Genomic DNA, 18,635 nt, shown 5'->3' with positions numbered 1-18,635 from the left:
CCCGCGTGCGCGGGATCCGCACGGCGCCGGCCCGTAGGCTCGTCCCGCGCGCGACCCCCGCGCCCCGACTCCCGAGAGGCGCCGCATGACGAGCGACCGGTCCCTGGCCTTCATCCTGCTGCGCTCGTGCCTCGTGATGGTGGCGCTCGGCGTCGTCACCGTTCAGACCGGCGGCGGCCTCGGGGTGGTGGGCGTCGTGGCCTTCGCGCTGGCCGCGGGCCTCGGCGGCGGGGCGACCTTCTACTGGCGGCGGCACCTCGCGGCGAAGCGGCGCGACCCGTTCAGCTGACCGTGGACGTGAGCGTCGAGGAGCCGTCCGGGAGGCGTCGCACCTCGATCCGGTCGGCGACGCGCTGCTTGAGCTCCTCCACGTGGCTGACGATGCCGACCGTGCGGCCGTCGGAGGAGAGGCGCCCGAGCTCGGACATGACGGCGTCGAGCGTCTCCGGATCCAGCGTGCCGAATCCCTCGTCGACGAACAGCGTCCCGAGCTGGAGCCCGCCCGCCTCGGCCTGCACGACGTCGGCGAGGCCGAGCGCGAGGCTGAGCGACGCGTAGAAGGTCTCGCCGCCGGAGAAGCTCGCGGGCTCGCGCACGCGGTCGGTGACGTGGTCGCGGATCTGCAGGGCCAGGCCCGTCTTCCGCGATCGGCTCGTCGCCTCCCGCTCCTCGCTCACCTCCAGCTCGTAGCGGCCGCTCGACATGATCCGCAGGCGCGCGTTCGCCGCCTGCACCACGTCCTCGAAGCGGCGGAGGAGCACGTACGTGCCGAGCGTGAGGCCGCGGGTGTTCTCGGGTGTGGTGGCGTTCGCGACCTCGGACATGCGGATGGCGGCGCGCGCCTCCTCGCCCGCCTGCGCGCTCGCGCGGCGCGCGACGTCGTGCCGGGCGAGGGCGGCGGCGCTCCGGTCGGCGCGATCGCGGGCGCGGGCGGTGCGCTCGGCGGTGGTGCGGGCGGCGGCCTCGGCGGCGTCCGCGGCGGTGCGGGCGGCGGCCGGATCCGCGTCCTCGGCGCCCGTGAGCGTCGCGACCTCCGGATCCACCAGGCTCGCCGCGACCACCGCCTGCTCCCGCTCGTGCGCGGCGACCCGCTGCGCGAGCGCCGGGAGCTCGGCCGGCGGCAGGGCGGCGGCGCGGGCGTCGTCCTCCGACGCGAACGACCGGGCGGCGAGGGCGTCGGCGAGCTCCGCGGCGCGTGCCTCCGCGTCGGCGGCCGTGCGCGCGCGGTCGGCCGCGAGCGCGAGGAGCCGTTCGACGAGGGCGCGCTCGTCGGCGCGGTCGGCGACGAGGGCGGCGACGCGCGGGGTGGCGGAGACATCAGCGTCAGCGTCAGCGTCGCCGTCGCCGGGCCCGTCGGCGTCGGCGGCGCGGGCGGCGTCGGCGGGTGCGATCGCGGGGTCGACGCCGGCCGCGCGCAGCGCCGCGCGCACCGCCTCCGCGTCCTCCGCGAGCCGCTCGCGCGCCCGGATCACGCGCTCGCGGAGACCCGAGAGCGCGGCGCGCGCGTCCTCTCGGCGGACGCGGATCCGCTCCGTGTCGGCGTCGTGGGCCGCGAGCCGCGCCTCGGCCTCCCGCAGCGCGCCGCCCGCGGCCTCCGCCTCGGCGAGGCGCGCCGTGCGGTCGGCGACCTCGTGCTCCGCCTCCTCGCGCGTGACGCCGTCCAGCTCGGCGGCCATGGCCTCGCGCCGCGCCGTCTCCGCGGCCAGCGCCGCCGCGGCCTCGGCCTGCGCGCGCCCGGCCCGCTCGCGCGCGTCGGCGGCGGCGTCGATCTCGTCGTCGTCCGGGTGCCCGGGGGCACTCGGGGCGGGGAGCGGGTGATCCGCGGATCCGCACACGGGGCACGGCGCGCCCGCCACCAGCTCGCGCGCCAGCTCGCCCGCGAGCCCGCGGACCTTGCGCTGGCGCAGCTCCGCCTCGTGCCGCACGGCATCGCCCGCGGCGGCCGAGCTCGTGTCCAGCGCGGCCCGGGCCGCGGTGATGCGCGCGTCCTGCGCGACGAGCGCCGCGGCCTTCCGTCGGGTGGCCTCCGCGTCGGCGACCGCAGCGCGCGCCGCCTCGATGCCGCCCGCCGCTCCGGCCGCGGCATCGCGCGCCTCGACCAGCGGGATCCGCGCGGCCGGCCGCTCCTCGAGCGTCTCCTCGGCCGCGGCGGCCTCCGCCTCGCGCGCGGCGACGGCGGCCTCGGCGGCGCGCACCTCGGACCGTCGACCGGGCAGGCCGCGCTCGCGCGCCTCGGCGTCGGCGAGGGTCGCGAGCTCCGCGACCAGGGCGTCACGTCGCGCGGAGAGGTCGGTCGCGGGAGCGTCCGCGAGCGTCGGCCGCGCCTCCCGGCACGCCGTCCGCGCCGCGTCCTCGGCGGTGCGCGCCCGCTCCCCGGCCGCCTCGGCGCGGTCGCGCGCGGCCAGCGGCCCGACGACCGCCTCCGCCCGCCGCGCCTCCTCCAGCCGCGCCGCGAGTCGCGCGACCTCGTCGGCCTCGGTGCGCAGCGCCTCCGCGCGCGCCATGAGCGAGCGGCGCCGCTCGAGCGCCCGGGTGATGCGCTCCGCCTCCGCGAGCGCCGCCGCCGTCCGGCGCCGCGCGGCCTCGTCCTCCTCGCGCGCCGCGTCCGCCGCATCCGCCAGCTCGGCCAGGAGCCGCACGGTGTCGGCCGCGTCGTCGACCGCGAGCGCCTCCACGCGCGTCGCCTCGCGGAGGCCCGTGAGCGCCTCCGCCACCTTCGCGTCCGCCGCGTCGGTGCGCGCCTTCGCGGCCGTCCGCATCTCGGCGAGCTGCTTCGCGGTGACGTCGTAGACGGCCGTGCCGAACAGCGACTGCAGCACCAGCCGCCGCTGCTCGCCCGTCGAGCGCAGGAACTCCGCGAACTCGCCCTGCGGCAGCACGACGGTCTGCACGAACTGCGCGCGCGTGAGCCCCACGATGCGCGCGATCTCCGTGCCCACCTCCTGCGTGCTGGTGCCGAGCACCTCGCCCGCGTCGGCCTCGGGCGACGACAGCCGGAACAGCTTCGCGGTCGCGTTCTGGTTCGTGGTCCCCGTGCCGCGCGCCTTCGGGCGCTGGTGCTGCGGGCTCCGGCGCACCCGGTGGATGCCCGCGGCCGTCTCGAACACGAGCTCCACGTACGGCTCCACGCCCGGCGCCGCGTGGTGGCTGTGCAGGCGGTCGCGGCTCGACCCCTCGCTCGCGAGCGACCCGTAGAGCGCGAACACGATCGCGTCGATGAGCGTCGACTTCCCGGATCCGGTGGGCCCCTCGAGCAGGAACAGGCCCGACCGCCCGAGCTCGGCCACGTCGATGACGTGCTCGCCGGCGAACGGACCGATGGCGCGCAGGGTGAGGCGGTGCAGGTCCATCAGGCGCTCCGGTCCGCGGCGAGGGCCTGCTCGTACGCCTGGCGGAGGACGAGCGCCTCGGCGTCGGTGGGCGGCGCGCCCGTCGCGTGCTCCACGAAGTCGGCGGCGACCTCGAGCGGATCCGTCGTGGCGTCCACCACCCGCGACCGCACGCCCTCGACGCCCCCCTCCGGCTCGTGCAGCACCACGAGCGCGTGCGGCAGCGCCTCCCGCACACGCGCCACGAGGTGGGCCGGATGCACCGGATCCGTCACGTGCACCCGCAGCCACGCGTCGGCGAGGTGCGCGAACCGGCCGTCCGTGATCTCCGCGAGCGTCCCCGTGACCTCGTCGAGCCGCCGCGGCACGGGGGCGTCGATCAGCTCGACCGCGGTGGATCCGTCGGCCGCCAGCTCGACGAGCGCGCTCGACTTGCGCTGCATCCGCTCCCCGAAGGAGAAGGCGAGCGGCGAGCCGGAGTATCGGATGACGGGCCGCGCCGATCCCGCCGCCCGCACCTCCTGCGCCCCGTGCAGGTGCCCGAGCGCCACGTAGTCCGCGCCCCGGAACACCGAAGCCGGCACCTGGTCGAACCCGCCCACGCGGATGTCCCGCTCGCTCTCGCTGGCCGCCGCGCCCGTGACGAAGGCGTGCGCGACCACGACCACGCGCGCCTCCGGTCGTCCGGCGGCGTCGGCGCGCACCCGGTCCATCGCCGCGCCCAGCACGGCCTCGTGCGAGCGCGGCAGGGGAGGGGCGCCGGCGGCGGCGAGCGACGCGCGCACGGCATCCGGATCCAGGTACGGCACCCCGTAGATAGCGACCGGCCCGTCCGCGTCGTCGAGCACCACGGGCACGTCGAGCGCCTCGGCCGACGCGAGGATGCGCACCCCGTCGCGCAGCAGCCCCGACGCGAACCCGAGGCGCGCGGCCGAGTCGTGGTTGCCGGGCGTGACGATGACGGTGGCGTGCGCGCTCAGCCGCGCGAGCGCGTCACCGAGCAGCGTGACGCTCGGCACGCCGGGCACCGCGCGGTCGTAGACGTCGCCGGCGACGAGCACCACGTCCACCGCCCGCTCCTCGACCAGCTCCACGAGGTGGTCGAGGAACGCGGCATGGTGCGCGTGCAGGTCCTCGCCGTGGAGGGTGCGCCCGAGGTGCCAGTCGCTCGTGTGGAGGATGCGCACGCGGGTCCTTCCGTGGGGCTGCCGGCGGTGCCCGTCACGCTACCGGAGGGCGCCGACACGGCCGGGCCGCCCGGGCGGCTGCCGCAGGAGGACCGGCCGGACCGCCTTGGTAGGATCGAGTGTGACTGGAGAGAACCTGCTCGGCGTCCCCGAGACGCGCCTGGCCGACGAGCCCGAGGTCGCCGCCCGCATCGCGAACGCCGACGGCGATCACGACACGCTCGGCGCCATCGCGGCCGACCACCCGCAGTCGTCGCTCGTCTGGGCGCTGCTCGCCGACTCCGCGTACGTGCAGGGCGACCGCATCGCCTCCTACGCGTTCGCGCGCGTCGGCTACCACCGCGGGCTCGACTCGCTGCGCAAGTCCGGCTGGAAGGGCCAGGGCCCCGTGCCGTGGAGCCACGAGCCGAACCGCGGCGTCCTCCGCTCCCTCTACGCGCTGCGTCGCGCGGCCGCCGCCATCGGCGAGGAGGACGAGGTCTCGCGCCTCAGCGCCTTCCTGCGCGACGCGGATCCCACGGCCGCCGGCCACATCGAGGCCGCGACCGCCGGGGCGCTCCCGCCCACGGAGGCCATCGTCATCCGCGGCCAGGACTGACCCGCCCGCTCCGCGCAGCACCCCGCACCGCAGCTCCGCCCGCACCACCGCACGCCACCCGATCCACCCCGACCGACCCGCCCCGACGAGGAGTGAGCCATGCCCGCAGTAGTGATCATCGGAGCCCAGTGGGGGGACGAGGGCAAGGGACGCGCGACCGACCTCCTCGGCAGCCGCGTCGACTACGTCGTGAAGTTCAACGGCGGCAACAACGCCGGCCACACGGTCGTCGTCGGCGACGAGAAGTACGCGCTGCACCTGCTGCCGTCGGGCATCCTCACGCCGGGCGTCGTGCCCGTCATCGGCAACGGCGTCGTCGTCGACATCGAGGTGCTGTTCCACGAGCTCGACGCACTCGCCGCCCGCGGCGTGGACGTCTCGCGCCTCCGCGTCAGCGCGAACGCGCACGTCATCACGCACTACCACCGCACCATCGACAAGGTCACGGAGCGCTTCCTCGGCAAGCGCCAGATCGGCACCACCGGCCGCGGCATCGGGCCTACGTACGCCGACAAGATCAACCGCGTCGGCATCCGGATCCAGGACCTCTTCGACGAGAACATCCTGCGCCAGAAGGTGGAGGCGGCCCTCGACGCCAAGAACCACATGCTCGTCAAGATCTACAACCGCCGCGCCATCTCGGCCGACGAGATCGTGGAGAGCCTGCTCTCCTACGTGGAGCGCCTGCGGCCCATGGTCGGCGACGCGTCGCTCGAGCTGAACGCCGCGCTGGACGAGGGCAAGACCGTGCTCTTCGAGGCCGGCCAGGCCACCATGCTCGACATCGACCACGGCACGTACCCGTTCGTCACGTCCTCCAGCGCCACCTCGGGCGGCGCGGCCACGGGCTCGGGCGTCGCGCCCAACCGGCTCGAGCGGATCATCGCGGTCGTCAAGGCGTACACGACCCGCGTCGGCGCCGGCCCGTTCCCCACCGAGCTGCACGACGCGTCGGGCGAGTACCTGCGCGCCAAGGGCTTCGAGTTCGGCACCACCACCGGCCGCCCGCGCCGCTGCGGCTGGTACGACGCGCCCATCGCGCGCTACACGGCGCGCATCAACGGCGTCACCGACTTCGTGCTCACCAAGCTCGACGTGCTCTCGGGCCTCGCGACCATCCCGGTCTGCGTCGCCTACGACGTCGACGGCGTGCGCCACGACGAGGTGCCCGTCTCGCAGTCCGACTTCCACCACGCCACGCCCGTCTACGAGGAGCTGCCGGGCTGGCAGGAGGACATCACGGGCTGCCGCACCTTCGCCGACCTGCCGAAGAACGCGCAGGACTACGTGATGGCCATCGAGCGCATGAGCGGCGCCCGCATCTCGGCCGTCGGCGTGGGCCCGGAGCGCGAGCAGGTCGTCGTGCTGCACGACCTCCTCGAGGCCTGACCCTGATCCAGGACGGCTGGGCCGACGACGCCCGCCTCGGCACGGACGCCGCCGACCTCGCGCGCTTCCTCAGCCGGGCCGACGCGCGCACCATGAACCGCGAGCGACTCCAGGCGGATCTCGACATGGGTCAGGAGCAGTACGTGGCGGCGTGGCGCGAGCTGCACCGCTTCGGCTACGTGTCGTCGGCGGAGCTGCGGCGGCTGGTCGTCGAGCGGTAGGACGCCCCGAGGCTCGCGCGCGCATCAGGTCAGACCCGATCGATCGACCAGGATAGTTGGCGATCGACTACGATCCTGGGCATGCAACTGCAGCATCCGTTCCGCACGATCACTCCCACGATCGATGGAGACGTCCTCCGCGTGCTCGCCCGGTCGGACTCGTGGTTCACGGTCGCGCGGATCCGCAGCCTCGCGGGCTCGGGATCGCCCGAGGGCATCCGCCGGGTCCTGCGCCGGCTGGCGGAGCAAGGCGTGGTCGACACCCAGTCGGCCGGGAAGGCCGTGCTGCACAAGCTGAACCGGGACCATCTCGCAGCTCCGGCGATCCTGGAGCTCGCGCGTCTCGATCGGGAGCTCCACGACCGCATCCGGGCCTCCCTCGCGGCCTTCCGCGTCGCACCCCTGTTCGCCGTCCTCTTCGGCTCGGGGGCGCGGCTCTCCATGCGGCTCGACAGCGACCTCGACCTGCTGCTCGTCCGGGATCGGCCCGCCTCCGACGAATGGTCCGACGACGTCTCGGAGCTCGCACGCCGGATCCATCGGTGGACGGGAAACGATCCACGGATCATCGAGTACGGTCGCGACGACATCCGCGGGGCGGCCGCGGAGGAGCCGCTGCTCAGGTCGATCGCCGACGAGGGGATCGTGTTGACGGGAAGCGCGGCGGGCTTCCGCAAGGAGGTCGGAGCGGCATGACACCGGCTCGCGAAGCAGGGCGGACCGAAGCGGACGGTCGATTCCGCAAGGCGAGGCAGTTCGCGGACGCCGCGGAGCTGTTCGCGGACGCGGCCTCCGACGACGCCGACGAGTTCGGCGACGCCTACGTCACCCTCGCGGTGCATTCCGGCATCGCCTCCGGGGACGTCATCTCGATCGTCGCGAGCGGTGAGTACTCCCCGACGGGCAACCACCAGGAGTCGGTGGCGATGCTCCGCCGGGCGGACCCGGATGCGGCCAAGCACCTCGAGAGGCTGCTCGCTCTGAAGACCAAGGCGGGCTACGCGCATCGCCCCGTCTCCTCGGACGACGTGGCCAGGGCGCGTCGCGCACACGAGGCGCTGCTGGAGATCGCGTCCGCGGTGGTGGCTGGATAGCGCTGCACGACTCGCGGCTCGCGGCTCGCGCAGCAGGTGGTGTCACGGCGGCTGGTCGTCGAGCGGTAGGACGCCCCCGATCGGGCTATTCCGTTGCGCTGTATATCGTCTGACTGTACAGTCGGACGATATGAGGAGGGCGCGATGACGAGGGACCCGCTGCTGCCGCTCACCGAGACGGTGGCCTGCATCCTGCTCGCGCTGCGCGAGCCGGCGCACGGGTACGCGATCATGGCGCGCGTCGAGGAGATGAGCGAGGGCGCGGTGCGCCTCGCGCCGGGGACGCTCTACGGCGCCCTCGACACGCTCGTGAAGCAGCGGCTCATCACCCGGGTGGCGAGCGAGGATCCGCGGCGCAAGGTGTACCTCATCACCGACCGGGGATCCGAGGTGCTCGCGCAGGACGCCGAGCGCATGGCCCACCTCGTGCGGCTGCATGAGCGCGGCCGGGGGAGCAGGGAGGGATGACCATGGTGATCAGGTTCTTCGTCGACTTCGACGAGGAGGAGCGCTGGCTCGACCGGATGGCGGCCGAGGGGCGGCTGATGCGGAGGCGCGGGTTCGTCTACACGTCGACGGACATCGAGCCCGGATCCGCCGTCGTGCGGATCGACTACCGGCCGAGCATGACGGCGGCCGACTTCGCCGACTACGTGCAGCTCTTCGCCGACGCGGGCTGGAGGCACATCAGCGGCAGCCGCAGGAGCGGCACGCAGCACTTCGCGTCCACGACGGCGGATGCGGACGCCGAGATCTTCTCCGACGCCCGGTCGCGGGCCGAGCGGTACAAGCGCGCGCTCGACGTGAACGCGGCGGTGCTCCTGCCGCTGCTGGTGGTGGTGTTCGTCCTCGCCGCGACGGAGGGATCCGGCGTCCGCGCGATCCTGCGCCCGGACGAGTGGTACCTGACGCCCGGCCTCTGGGAGATGGAGGGGTGGCGGTTCGCCGGCGCGTTCCTCTTCGAGTCGGTGTTCGTGGCGATGCGGGTGGGACTGCCGCTGCTCCTCGTGGTCGGGTGCGTCGTGATGCTGGTGACCGCGGTGCGGCAGGGGATCCTCTATCGGCGCGCGGTCGCGGCGGCGGCGGAGGCGTAGGTCCCTAGGTCCCACCGTCCTCCACGGCCAGGCCCGGCGTCGCGCCGACTCCGTCGCGGCGGCGGTATGGTCATCCCGAACACGGGAGTCCGGTAGGCCGGGCTGAGAGGAAGACCACCAGTCTTCGACCGTAAGAACCTGATCTGGATCATGCCAGCGCAGGGAGGCATCTCTTGAGGGACCGCGCATCCGCGCGCGTCCCACCCGTGCATCCGCGACCACGGAAGGCACGCGCGTGACCAGCACCGCATCCCCCACCACCCGCCTCGAGGCGGCGCCCACCCCCGAGGAGTTCGGCGTCGGCGCCCGGCTCAGCCTCGCCGTCATGCGCGACGACTTCGTCGACGTGATCCTCGGCGCGCTCGCCGCGACGCCCGCCGACGGCCTCGTCATCGAGACCGACGACGTGAGCACGTTCGTCGGCGGGTCCGAGCAGGACATCGTCCGCTGGCTCGTCGCCCTGCTCGCGCACGCCGCCGGATCCGGCGCGCACGTGCAGGCGACCATCGCGTTCTCGCGGGGCTGCCCGGGCGAGGTCGCGTGCGGCACGGGCGTCGTGCGCGTCGGCGAGGTGCCGGCGGCGGACGCCACCGGGATCGCCGCGTCCGCGCAGTGGGCGCTGTACCCGCTGTCCGACGCGCCCGCGGCGGATCACATGAAGGACATCCACGCGGCCATCGACCACGCCCGCGCGGTCGGCACCTTCGCCGGGTCGCAGCACTTCGTGACGGCGCTCCGCGGCGACCTCGCCGACGTGATCACCACGGCCGCCGCCGGCTGGGTGCTCGTGGGCCGCTCGGTGGCGCACGTCACCAGCCACCTCACCGTCTCGTTGAACAGCCCGAGCCGGACGGCCGGCGCATGAGCGCGCCCGTCGAGGCGCGGGATCCGCGTCCCACCGCCCCGCGCCGCGCGCGCTGGGACCTCCGCGACATCGTGCTGCTCGTCACGCTGGGCGTGGTCTTCGGCTTCCTCTACTGGGTGCTCGTGCAGGGCTGGACCGCGCTGTCGGTCGCGGCCGGGCCGCTCGGCGACCTGACCCAGCACGTGCTGCTCGGCGGCTGGCTGCTCGTCGCGCCCATCGCGATCGCCGTCATCCGGCGGCCGTTCGCGGGCGTCGCGGCGGAGGTGATCGCGTCGGTCATCGAGGTCGTGTTCCTCGGGTCGGCCGTGGGGCCGATCCTCTTCGTGTCGGCGGCGATCCAGGGCGCGGGCAGCGAGATCCCGTTCGCGGCCGGACGCTACCGCCGCTACGGCTGGCTGCACTACGCGGTCTCGGGCGGTCTCGGCGCGCTGCTCGTCTTCTTCTTCTCGGCGTTCCGCTCCGACTGGTACGGCACCGAACTGTTCTGGGTGCGGCTCGTGATCCAGGTGGCTTCCGGCGTCGTGCTCGGCGGCCTGCTGGCGAAGGTGATCGTCGACGCGCTGGTCCGCACGGGCGCGGTCGACGACTTCGCCGTCGGCCGGACGTAGGGGTGACGGACGCGCGAGGCCCCGTCGTCGCGCTCGACGGGGTGGGCGTCGCGTTCCGCTCGCGGGAGGTGCTGCGGGACGTGACCTGCCGGATCGGGGCGGGGGAGCGGATCCTCGTGATCGGCCCGTCCGGATCCGGCAAGTCGACCCTGCTGCACGTCGTCACCGGCGTGGTGCCGCACTCCGTGCACGCGACCATGACGGGGAGCGCGACCGTCGCGGGGCTCGTGGACGCGCCCGTGCTCGACCGGGTGCGGCACGTGGGCTTCGTGGCGCAGGATCCGTCGGCCGCCGTCGTGCTGCCCACGGTCGAGCAGGACGTGGCGCTCGTGCTCGAGAACCACGGCGTGGATCCGGCGGAGGTCGACGCCCGCATCGACGAGGCGCTCGAGGCCGTGGGCGCCGGCCACCTCCGGCACCGGGAGACGGACCGGCTGAGCGGGGGAGAAGCGCAGCGCGTCGCCATCGCGGCCGCGCTCGCCGCCCGGCCCGCGCTCCTCGTGCTCGACGAGCCGACCGCGATGCTCGACGCCGCGGGCGTGCGCGCCGTGCGGGACGCGATCGCGCGGCTGCCGGCGGAGGTCGCCGTGCTGATGGTGGAGCACCGGCTCGACGCGCTCGGGCCGGAGGGGCTGCCGGCGCGGACCATCGCGCTGGATCCCGCCGGCCGGCTCCTCGCCGACGGCCCCACCCACGAGGTGCTGCGGGAGCACGCGGCGGCGCTCGCCGAGTCCGGCTGCTGGGTGCCGGGGTGGGCGGCGGACGCGCACACGCCGGTCCCGCGCGCGTCCGCGGCCCCCGCGGCGGAGCCGGTGCTGCGTGCCGTCGGGCTCGCCGTGCACCCGGCGGCCGTGCGGCCGCGTCGCTTCCGCCGCGCGCCGGATCCGCTCCCGCCCGTGCTCGCGGGCGTCGACCTGGCGCTCCGGCCGGGCGAGCTGGTGGCGCTCATCGGGGCGAACGGATCCGGCAAGTCGACCCTGCTGCGGACCCTCGCCGGGCTCGTTCCCCCGGTCGCCGGGAGTGTCGCGGGGGCGCGGCCCGGCATGGTGTTCCAGGATCCGGCGCACCAGTTCGTGGCCGCCAGCGTGCGCGACGAGATCGCCGTCGGCCTCGCGGACGACGACCCGCGCATCGACGACGCGCTCCGCTGCCACCGCCTCGAGCACGTGCGGGACGCGTCGCCGCACCGGCTGTCGGGCGGGGAGAAGCGGCGGCTGAGCCTCGCCGCGATGCTCGTGCACGACCGGCCGGTGCTCCTCGCGGACGAGCCCACCTTCGGGCTCGACCGCCGCGACGCCGAGGCGGCCATGGGGGCGCTCGCCGATGCGTCGCGCACGCGCGCGGTCGTGTTCTCCAGCCACGACCTCGCGCTCGTCGGGCGTCACGCCACGCGGGCCGTGGTGCTCGGGCGCGGCACGGTGATCCACGACGGCGGGGTGGACGCGCTCGTCGCGTCGCCGGCGCTCCTCGTCGCGGGCGGGATCGCGTGAGCGGCCCGGACGACAGCGGCCTCGGCGTGAGCGGCCCGGACGACAGCGACCTCGGCGTGAGCGGGCCGCGCGCGAGCTGGCTCGCCCGGCGCAACCCGTCGGCGGTGCTCGCCGGGCTGTTCGCGGTGTCGGCCGCGCTCATCGCCGTGCGGGATCCGGCCGTCGCCCTCGGCGTGCTCGTGCTCGCCGTGGCGCTGGCGCTCGTCGGCGCGCGCGTCGGCGTCGGCGCCGTCCTCCGCGCGCAGCTCGCATTCGGCGGCTTCGCCCTCGGGATCCTGCTGGTGAACGCGATGAGCCGGCCGGGCGCGGTGCTCGCGCGGGCGGGGGCGTTCCGGATCACCGAGGAGGGCCTCGACATGGGCGCCGCGCTCGCCCTGCGGACACTCGCGCTCGGCACGCTGTCGGTCGCGTTCCTGGCGGCCGTGGATCCGGTCGACCTCATGATCAGCCTGCACCTCGACCTGCGGCTGCCCGCGCGCGTGACCTTCGCGGTGCTCGCCGGTCAGCGGATGCTCCAGCGGCTCCCCGCGGAGTGGGCGACGATCCGCGCGGCGCAGGCCGTGCGCGCGCCCCTCGACCGGCGCGGTCGTCCGCGGCGGGGACCCTTCGCGGCGGCGGCGTTCGCGCTGCTGGTGTCGTGCATCCGCCGGTCGGCCCGCGTCGCGCAGTCTCTGGAGGCCCGGGGCCTCGGGCTCGAGCCGCGCACGGTGTGGCGACGGAGGTCGCGGGGCTGACGCGCGGGCCCGCCGGCGGATCAGGCGCCGGACGCCCCGACGAGGACCGCGCCCGCGATCCGGTCGGCCGCCTCGGCCGGGGTGATCCGCGACGTGTCGACGACCTCCGCCTCCGCGTGCAGCCAGGTGCGGGCCGCCTCCTCGTAGGGCTCCACGCGGGAGAAGCGGAAGGCCGACGGGCCGAGGTCCGCATCGTGCTGGATCCGGTCGCGGAGCGTCGCCGTGTCCGCGTGCAGCACGAAGTGGCGGATGGGGATGCCGTGCGCGGCGAGGCCGGCGCTGATCTCGCGCCAGTAGGCCTCGACGAGCACTGTCATGGGCATGACGAGCGTGCCGCCCGCGTAGTCGAGCACGCGCCGCGCCGTCTCGACCACGAGCGGGCGCCACGGCGTCCAGTGCTGGAAGTCGTCCAGCTTCGGGAGGGGCGGCCGGATGTCCATGAGCACCTCGCCGACCTTCTCGGCGTCGAGCACGCGGCCGTCGGGGATCCGCTCCTGCACGAGCCGCGAGGTCGTCGTCTTGCCCACGCCGTGGGTGCCGTTCAGCCAGATGATCATGGCCGGAGGCTATCGGCGGCGTGGCGCCGTCGGCATCCGTCCGGCGACGTATCCCGGTCCGCCCTGGCCGCCGGCGTGCCGGAGGACCAGGCTGGAGGGGCGGCGGGATCCGGCCCCGTCCCACGACGCGCTTCCCCGCGCACGCGGAAGGACCCCATGCTCTCGATCGTCTACTCCAGCACCGCCGAGCGGTCCTTCGACGACGTCGACCTCGCGCAGCTCCTGGCCCAGAGCCGCGCGACCAACGCGGCGCACGGGCTCACGGGCCTCCTCGTCCACCGGCAGGGGCGCTTCCTCCAGCTGATCGAGGGCGAGGAGGACGACGTGCGCGAGCGCATGGCCGCGATCCTCGCCGACGACCGCCACGGCCGGATCGCCACGCTCATGGAGGAGCGGATCACCGAGCGTCAGTTCCCCGACTGGACGATGGGCATGGCGAAGTACGACGCCCGCGTGGCCGAGCGGATCCCCGGCTACCGCGACACCTTCGACGACCTCGAGGGCGAGCGCCCGGACGACGCCATCCGGCCCGCGCTCCGCGAGCTGATCCGCTGGTTCCAGGAGGACACCGGCCGGCTGTCCTGAGGGGCGGGGCCCGACGCCGGCCTCACCCGCCCGGGTACCGGTAGAACCCCTCGCCCGTCTCGACGCCCGTCTTGCCGTGCCGCACGTAGTTCTCGTGGAGGTACTCGGCCCAGGCCCGCACCGTCGGATCGTCCGACATGCGCGCGGTGGCGTAGGAGTTGCGGAGGCCGATGACGTCGTAGATCTGGAACGGGCCGTACGGGGAGCCGGTCGCGGTGCGCCAGGTCGCGTCGATGGTCTCGACGTCGGCGTACCCGCCCACGAGGAGCTCGGCGGCGGCGCGCATGAACGGCGCCAGCATGGTGTTGAGCACGTACCCGGGCTTCTCCTTCGTCATCACGACCGGCGTCATCCCGGTGTCCGCTGCGTACCGACGCACGGCCTCCACGGCGGCCGCATCGGTCGAGGGGGAGGGCATGATCTCCGCGGTGCCGTAGCGCCAGATGCGGTTCGCGAAGTGCAGGGCCAGGAACCGGCCGGGCAGGTGCACCACGTCGACGAGATCGCTCGGCACCATGTACGACGAGTTCGTGGCGATGATCGCGTCGTCCCGCGCGAGACGGGAGACCGCGTGATGGAGCTCCCTCTTCACGGAGAGCACTTCCGGCGCCGCCTCGATGACGAGATCCGCGTCCCGCACGGCCTCGGCCAGGTCCGTCGTGATGCGGAGGGAGGCGAGCGCGGCCGCCGTGCTGCTCGGCGTGGCGCCGACCACCGCATCCTCGACGTACGCCGCGGGCAGCCCGGCCAGGCGCCGTCGGGAGGCGTCGAGCGCCGTCTCGCTGATGTCGTAGGCCGTGACGCGCAGGCCGCGGAACGCGGCGTGGAAGGCGATCTGCGAGCCGAGCGTGCCGATCCCCAGCACGGCCACGGTCTGGATCTCGGACATGCGGGTCCTCCTGGGGTGGGGTGACGCGACCCACGAGGAGCGGGTGCCGGACGACGCCCGGCCGCCTTCACGCCCGGGCGTCCGCGTCACGGTAGTCAGCGGCCCACCGGCCCGGGCTCGTTCTCCTCAGCTGGCGGGCGTCGCGCCCCGCCAGAATCCCGCGAGGAGCTCCGCGCTCGCCTCCGGCTGGTCGACCTGGGCGGAGTGGCCCGCGTCGGCGACCACCTCGTAGCGGGCGCCCGTGCGCTCGGCCATGTCGCGCTGCCAGTCCTGGGGCCACGCGTCGTCGGCGTCGCCGTGCGACACGAGCACGGGGAGGCCGGTGGCGCGGAGCTCGTCGGCACGGTCGCTCTGCGCCTGCATGATCTCCAGCGCGCCAAGCAGCTGCGCCGACGCGGTGCCGAACAGGCGGGTGCGGAACCACTCCACCTCGGGGTCGGCGCCGTCGAGCTGCTCGGGCAGGAACCACAGCGGCCAGAGGCCGGCGCTGCCCGACGCGCGGACCGCCGCGATCTGCTCGGACCGCTCGCCGCGGCTGCGGGGGCCCGAGTTCCAGTGCGTGTAGCTGGCGAAGCGGCCGGGATCGCGGATCACGGCCTGGAGGCCGACGACGCCGCCGAAGCTGTGGCCGAGGAGGTGCACGGGGCCGAGCGGCGCGGCGGGGGCGGCATCGGTCGCGACGTGACGGCCGCCGGATCCACCGACGCCCGCGAGCGCGTCGACCACGTGGTGCACGTCCTGGCCGAGGGTCTCGAGCTCGTAGCCCGACGCGTCCACGGGCGGCTCGGCCTGGCCGGGGCCGGTGGATCCCCACTGCCCGCGCTGCGAGAACGCCACCACCGTGAAGCCGCGGTCGGCGAGCGGGCCGAGCAGCGGGAAGAAGTCCTCCTTCGACCCGGTGAAGCCCGGCACGAGCAGCGCGACGGGCGCGGTCGCCGGATCCCCGGTGCGGGCGGGCACGCGCACGGCCGACAGCCGCGCCGCCGGGACCTCGATCACGAGGTCCTCCGCGTCCTTCGGCCGGTGCTCGGACAGGGTGCGCGGGGCGTGGGCGTCGGTGCTCATGGGGTCAGCGTAGGCCGGGGTGCGGCGGCGGCGCGGTCGTCACCCCGCATCCACCACCGGCAGCGTCAGCCGGAAGCGGGCGCCCGCGCCCGGGACGGCGGGCAGGCAGACGAGGTCGCCGCCCTGGGCGCGGGCGAGCGCGCGGGCGATGGAGAGGCCGAGGCCGGCGCCGCCGTGCTGGCGGTCGCGGCCGTCGTCGAGGCGGACGAGGCGGTCGAAGACGCGCTCGCGGTCGGCCTCGGGCACGCCGGGGCCGTCGTCGGACACCGTGACGTGCACGGATCCGTCGTCGGCCGCCTCCGCCGCCACGCGCACCTCGGCCGCGGCGTAGCGGGCCGCGTTCTGCAGGAGGTTGTCGAGGATCTGGGCGAGCCGGTCGGGATCCGCCCGCACGGCCGGGGGAGCGCCGCGCACGTCGGCGTCGATCCGGATGCCCGGGGTCCGCGCCCGCTGCTGCGCGACCGCGGCCTCCAGCACGGGCGGGACGCGCACCGGGCGTCCCTCGACGGAGAGGCCCTCGTCGAGGCGCGCCATCATCAGCATGTCCTCGACCAGGCGGCCCGCGCGGATCGCCTCGCGCACGACGTGCACCGACAGGCGCTCGCGCTCCTCGGCGCTCGGGTCGGTGCGCACGAGGGCGTCGGCGGAGGCACGGATCCCGGCGACGGGCGTCCGCAGCTCGTGGGCGGCGTCGGCGACGAAGGCGCGCATGCGGGCCTCGGCCGCGAGGGCCTGGCGCTCGGCGTGCTCGATGTCGTCGAGCATCTCGTCGAAGGCGACGGCCGTGCGGCCGAGCTCGGTGGTCGGGCGGGTGGGGCGGAGGCGGCGGCCGCGGTCGCCGCGGCCGATGGAGCGGGCGACGCCCGTCATGACCTCGAGCGGGCGGAGCGTGCCGCGGACCACGACGACGAGCGCCACCGCCGCGAGCGCGAGGAACACGAGCGAGGTGACGGCGAGGATCCCGCGGAGGGAGGCCAGGGTGTCGTCCACGGATCCGGTGCCCGCCGACAGCTCGAGCACCGTCCCGTCGCTGAGGTCGGAGCGGAGGGTGATGCCGTCGGCGGTGGAGCGCACCGAGCTCGCGGAGACGGAGACCGCGTCGGCGCGCGGCGTGGCCGGGGCGGTGACGGATCCGCGCGCGTCGCCCAGCGGATCCGGCCCGGGCAGCGTGGCCCCGAGCGGATCCCGGCCGGGCCGCACGGAGACGGCCCCGCCGTCGGGGGTCGTGATCTGCACGGCCACGCCCTGCGCGCTCAGCCGCTCGGCGAGCGCGTCGTCGTCGAGCACGCCCACGAGCGCCGCGGCCGCGGACGCGCGGTCGGCCAGCCGGTCCTGGATCTGCTGCCGCAGCTGCGCCCCGAGGATCGTCTGCACCGTGAGCGAGAGCGCCACGAGCAGCACCGCGAGGAGCGCGAGCACGGCGAGGACAGTGCGGGTGCGGAGCGAGCCCGTGCGGAGCGGAGCGTCCGGCGTGCGCGCGGGAGCGCGGCGGTGCGCCAGGCGCCGCGCGCGGGCGACCGCGCTCACGCCTCCACCCGGTAGCCGAGCCCGCGGACGGTGTGCAGGAGCCGCGGCCCACGCGCCTCCATCTTCTTGCGGAGCGCGCTGATGTGGACCTCGACGAGGTTCGGATCCGCGTGGTCGTACCCCCACACCTGCGTGAGCAGCTGCGTCTTGGAGAGCGTGCGGCCGCGGTGCGCGGCGAGGTAGGCGAGCAGCTGGAACTCGATGGAGGTGAGGTCGAGCACCTCGCCGCCGCGGCGCGCGAGGCCGGAGTCGGGATCCACCAGCAGGTCGCCGATCTCCACCACGCTCGCGAGCCGGCCGCGCCGCCGCAGCACCGCGCCGACGCGGGCCACGAGCTCCGCGAGCGCGAACGGCTTCACGATGTAGTCGTCGACGCCCTGGCCGAAGCCGCGCAGGCGGTCCTCGACGGCGTCGCGCGCGGTGAGCATGATGACGCTCGCGTCGCTCCAGCGGCGGATCCGCTCGGCCAGCTGGATGCCGCTCGGCCCGGGGAGCATCCAGTCGAGCACCACGAGGTCGGGCAGGAAGCCCTTGACCTCCTCCTCGAGCTCGACGCCCGAGGCGAGGCCGCGGACGACGAAGCGCTCGGCGGTGAGGGTGGAGACGACGGCGGCGCGGATGGCCTCGTCGTCCTCCACCACGAGGACGCGTGCGGGAGGGAGCATGAGGCGACCCTAGGAGGCCCGGATGGGCGATCCCGGCCGCATGTCCGCCCGGGGCGCGGAACTTAAGCAGGACTTCAGATCCGCTGCCGAGCCTGGCAGTACCGACCCGGCGCATCCCGCGCCGCGGCGGACACGGAAGGAACACCATGGACGACACCATCACGGTCTTCGAGAAGGGCCGCGGCACGCAGAAGCCAGCGCCGCGGAAGCGCCGCGCGGGCATGGCCGTCGGCATCGCCGGCGCCTCCCTCGGCCTCGTCGCGCTCCTCTCCTCGGCGGCGTTCGCCGACGGGAACGGCGGCGACACCAGCGGCGCCACCGGATCCGGGAGCGGCACGACCGCCACCTGCCCGGCGCCGCCCGCGCTGCCGGACGGATCCACGCCGCCCGCGCTCCCGACGCCGTCGAAGAACGCCGACGGATCCACCGCCACCGTGCCCGCGCCGCCGACGAACGCGGACGGCACGTTGGCGACGCCGCCCACCCCGCCCACGCCTCCGACCAACGCGGACGGATCCACGGCCACCGTGCCGGCCCCGCCCGCCGACGGCTGCGCGCCGCCCGCCCCGCCGGTCGGCAAGGACGGCACGGCACCCACCCCGCCCGCCGCTCCCGCGGCCCCGGGGACGACCGGCGGCGCCACCGCCCCGGCCGCTCCGGCCGCTCCGCAGCAGTCCGGCGGCGGCTCGGCCACGACGCCGGCGCCCACGACCGGCAGCTGACCGGATCCACCGCCCG

The 18,635-nt window shown here is 75.4% G+C and carries 21 protein-coding genes and 1 riboswitch; of the genes, 14 read left to right on the top strand and 7 right to left on the bottom strand.

Annotation, left to right across the window (positions count from 1 at the left end; translation table 11 throughout):
* Positions 1–85: 85 nt before the first annotated feature.
* On the top strand, positions 86–289 hold the full coding sequence (locus PED38_RS04870; protein WP_270980091.1) for a hypothetical protein: 204 nt from the start codon (positions 86–88) through the stop codon (positions 287–289).
* Here PED38_RS04870 and PED38_RS04865 read toward each other — a convergent pair.
* Together PED38_RS04865 and PED38_RS04860 are read right to left on the bottom strand one after the other, a co-directional pair.
* Positions 282–3,350 (bottom strand): AAA family ATPase, encoded by a 3,069-nt coding sequence (locus tag PED38_RS04865; RefSeq protein WP_270980090.1) that lies wholly within the window; start codon positions 3,348–3,350, stop codon positions 282–284. The two genes, PED38_RS04870 and PED38_RS04865, sit on opposite strands and share 8 nt — an antisense overlap.
* Positions 3,350–4,516 (bottom strand): exonuclease SbcCD subunit D, encoded by a 1,167-nt coding sequence (locus PED38_RS04860; RefSeq protein ID WP_270980088.1) that lies wholly within the window; start codon positions 4,514–4,516, stop codon positions 3,350–3,352. The genes PED38_RS04865 and PED38_RS04860 overlap by 1 nt, the downstream gene beginning before the upstream one ends.
* A 121-nt stretch (positions 4,517–4,637) precedes the next feature.
* Between PED38_RS04860 and PED38_RS04855 the strand changes: the two genes are divergently transcribed.
* From PED38_RS04855 to PED38_RS04805, 11 genes are all read left to right on the top strand, one after another.
* Positions 4,638–5,114, top strand: a complete 477-nt coding sequence (locus tag PED38_RS04855) for a DUF3151 domain-containing protein (protein ID WP_063070118.1) — start codon at positions 4,638–4,640, stop codon at positions 5,112–5,114.
* 99 nt (positions 5,115–5,213) lie between these two features.
* Positions 5,214–6,503 (top strand): adenylosuccinate synthase, encoded by a 1,290-nt coding sequence (locus PED38_RS04850; RefSeq protein WP_063070119.1) that lies wholly within the window; start codon positions 5,214–5,216, stop codon positions 6,501–6,503.
* 92 nt (positions 6,504–6,595) lie between these two features.
* Positions 6,596–6,724, top strand: a complete 129-nt coding sequence (locus PED38_RS04845; protein ID WP_011931910.1) for a hypothetical protein — start codon at positions 6,596–6,598, stop codon at positions 6,722–6,724.
* Positions 6,725–6,805: 81 nt separating this feature from the next.
* Entirely contained in the window at positions 6,806–7,420 is a 615-nt protein-coding gene (locus PED38_RS04840; RefSeq protein ID WP_270980083.1) for a hypothetical protein, read from the top strand.
* Positions 7,417–7,818: a hypothetical protein gene (locus PED38_RS04835; protein WP_270980082.1), complete on the top strand. Its 402-nt coding sequence runs from the start codon at positions 7,417–7,419 to the stop codon at positions 7,816–7,818. Before PED38_RS04840 ends, PED38_RS04835 begins: the two co-directional genes overlap by 4 nt.
* 144 nt (positions 7,819–7,962) lie before the next feature.
* Positions 7,963–8,286 (top strand): PadR family transcriptional regulator, encoded by a 324-nt coding sequence (locus PED38_RS04830; protein WP_270980081.1) that lies wholly within the window; start codon positions 7,963–7,965, stop codon positions 8,284–8,286.
* Entirely contained in the window at positions 8,283–8,912 is a 630-nt protein-coding gene (locus PED38_RS04825) for a DUF2812 domain-containing protein (RefSeq protein ID WP_270980080.1), read from the top strand. The genes PED38_RS04830 and PED38_RS04825 overlap by 4 nt, the downstream gene beginning before the upstream one ends.
* Before the next feature lie 70 nt (positions 8,913–8,982).
* Positions 8,983–9,091: riboswitch (TPP riboswitch) on the top strand.
* 56 nt (positions 9,092–9,147) lie between these two features.
* A complete protein-coding gene (locus tag PED38_RS04820) occupies positions 9,148–9,777 on the top strand; it encodes a YkoF family thiamine/hydroxymethylpyrimidine-binding protein (protein ID WP_270980078.1) in 630 nt (209 codons plus the stop codon).
* Positions 9,774–10,385, top strand: coding sequence for an ECF transporter S component (locus PED38_RS04815; RefSeq protein ID WP_270980076.1), 612 nt, complete (start codon positions 9,774–9,776; stop codon positions 10,383–10,385). Before PED38_RS04820 ends, PED38_RS04815 begins: the two co-directional genes overlap by 4 nt.
* Before the next feature lie 2 nt (positions 10,386–10,387).
* Positions 10,388–11,875 (top strand): ABC transporter ATP-binding protein, encoded by a 1,488-nt coding sequence (locus tag PED38_RS04810; RefSeq protein WP_270980074.1) that lies wholly within the window; start codon positions 10,388–10,390, stop codon positions 11,873–11,875.
* Entirely contained in the window at positions 11,872–12,609 is a 738-nt protein-coding gene (locus PED38_RS04805; protein WP_270980072.1) for an energy-coupling factor transporter transmembrane component T family protein, read from the top strand. Before PED38_RS04810 ends, PED38_RS04805 begins: the two co-directional genes overlap by 4 nt.
* A gap of 20 nt (positions 12,610–12,629) precedes the next feature.
* On the opposite strand, the gene PED38_RS04800 is transcribed toward PED38_RS04805, so the two are convergent.
* The gene (locus tag PED38_RS04800; RefSeq protein WP_270980070.1) at positions 12,630–13,166 is read right to left on the bottom strand and encodes an AAA family ATPase; all 537 of its coding nucleotides are present in this window, start codon (positions 13,164–13,166) and stop codon (positions 12,630–12,632) included.
* A gap of 156 nt (positions 13,167–13,322) precedes the next feature.
* Between PED38_RS04800 and PED38_RS04795 the strand changes: the two genes are divergently transcribed.
* Positions 13,323–13,751: a BLUF domain-containing protein gene (locus PED38_RS04795; protein WP_270980068.1), complete on the top strand. Its 429-nt coding sequence runs from the start codon at positions 13,323–13,325 to the stop codon at positions 13,749–13,751.
* 22 nt (positions 13,752–13,773) lie between these two features.
* Here the strand turns inward: PED38_RS04795 and PED38_RS04790 are convergent, their stop codons facing one another.
* From PED38_RS04790 to PED38_RS04775, 4 genes are all read right to left on the bottom strand, one after another.
* Complete coding sequence (locus PED38_RS04790) at positions 13,774–14,640, bottom strand: 3-hydroxyacyl-CoA dehydrogenase (RefSeq protein ID WP_270980066.1); 867 nt, start codon at positions 14,638–14,640, stop codon at positions 13,774–13,776.
* A gap of 126 nt (positions 14,641–14,766) precedes the next feature.
* A complete protein-coding gene (locus PED38_RS04785; protein WP_063070131.1) occupies positions 14,767–15,705 on the bottom strand; it encodes an alpha/beta fold hydrolase in 939 nt (312 codons plus the stop codon).
* Between the two features lie 39 nt (positions 15,706–15,744).
* On the bottom strand, positions 15,745–17,232 hold the full coding sequence (locus tag PED38_RS04780) for a sensor histidine kinase (RefSeq protein WP_270980063.1): 1,488 nt from the start codon (positions 17,230–17,232) through the stop codon (positions 15,745–15,747).
* Positions 17,229–17,897, bottom strand: a complete 669-nt coding sequence (locus PED38_RS04775; protein WP_063070133.1) for a response regulator transcription factor — start codon at positions 17,895–17,897, stop codon at positions 17,229–17,231. The genes PED38_RS04780 and PED38_RS04775 overlap by 4 nt, the downstream gene beginning before the upstream one ends.
* 146 nt (positions 17,898–18,043) lie before the next feature.
* Here PED38_RS04775 and PED38_RS04770 point away from each other — a divergent pair, with 146 nt between their 5' ends.
* Positions 18,044–18,619: a hypothetical protein gene (locus tag PED38_RS04770; protein ID WP_270980060.1), complete on the top strand. Its 576-nt coding sequence runs from the start codon at positions 18,044–18,046 to the stop codon at positions 18,617–18,619.
* Positions 18,620–18,635 lie beyond the last annotated feature (16 nt).

It is taken from the genome of Clavibacter sp. CT19, from assembly GCF_027858075.1.
In the GTDB taxonomy this organism is placed as follows: domain Bacteria; phylum Actinomycetota; class Actinomycetes; order Actinomycetales; family Microbacteriaceae; genus Clavibacter; species Clavibacter tessellarius_A.
Note: the sequence above shows the minus strand (reverse complement) of the source record. Positions and strands in the feature narration are given on the sequence as shown.

Coding starts and splice junctions, on each gene's coding strand:
- PED38_RS04870 (WP_270980091.1), top strand. CDS start 86: ATGACGAGCGACCGGTCCCTGGCCTTCATCCTGCTGCGCTCGTGCCTC.
- PED38_RS04865 (WP_270980090.1), bottom strand. CDS start 3,350: ATGGACCTGCACCGCCTCACCCTGCGCGCCATCGGTCCGTTCGCCGGC.
- PED38_RS04850 (WP_063070119.1), top strand. CDS start 5,214: ATGCCCGCAGTAGTGATCATCGGAGCCCAGTGGGGGGACGAGGGCAAG.
- PED38_RS04845 (WP_011931910.1), top strand. CDS start 6,596: ATGAACCGCGAGCGACTCCAGGCGGATCTCGACATGGGTCAGGAGCAG.
- PED38_RS04840 (WP_270980083.1), top strand. CDS start 6,806: ATGCAACTGCAGCATCCGTTCCGCACGATCACTCCCACGATCGATGGA.
- PED38_RS04835 (WP_270980082.1), top strand. CDS start 7,417: ATGACACCGGCTCGCGAAGCAGGGCGGACCGAAGCGGACGGTCGATTC.
- PED38_RS04830 (WP_270980081.1), top strand. CDS start 7,963: ATGACGAGGGACCCGCTGCTGCCGCTCACCGAGACGGTGGCCTGCATC.
- PED38_RS04825 (WP_270980080.1), top strand. CDS start 8,283: ATGACCATGGTGATCAGGTTCTTCGTCGACTTCGACGAGGAGGAGCGC.
- PED38_RS04815 (WP_270980076.1), top strand. CDS start 9,774: ATGAGCGCGCCCGTCGAGGCGCGGGATCCGCGTCCCACCGCCCCGCGC.
- PED38_RS04800 (WP_270980070.1), bottom strand. CDS start 13,166: ATGATCATCTGGCTGAACGGCACCCACGGCGTGGGCAAGACGACGACC.
- PED38_RS04795 (WP_270980068.1), top strand. CDS start 13,323: ATGCTCTCGATCGTCTACTCCAGCACCGCCGAGCGGTCCTTCGACGAC.
- PED38_RS04790 (WP_270980066.1), bottom strand. CDS start 14,640: ATGTCCGAGATCCAGACCGTGGCCGTGCTGGGGATCGGCACGCTCGGC.
- PED38_RS04785 (WP_063070131.1), bottom strand. CDS start 15,705: ATGAGCACCGACGCCCACGCCCCGCGCACCCTGTCCGAGCACCGGCCG.
- PED38_RS04775 (WP_063070133.1), bottom strand. CDS start 17,897: ATGCTCCCTCCCGCACGCGTCCTCGTGGTGGAGGACGACGAGGCCATC.
- PED38_RS04770 (WP_270980060.1), top strand. CDS start 18,044: ATGGACGACACCATCACGGTCTTCGAGAAGGGCCGCGGCACGCAGAAG.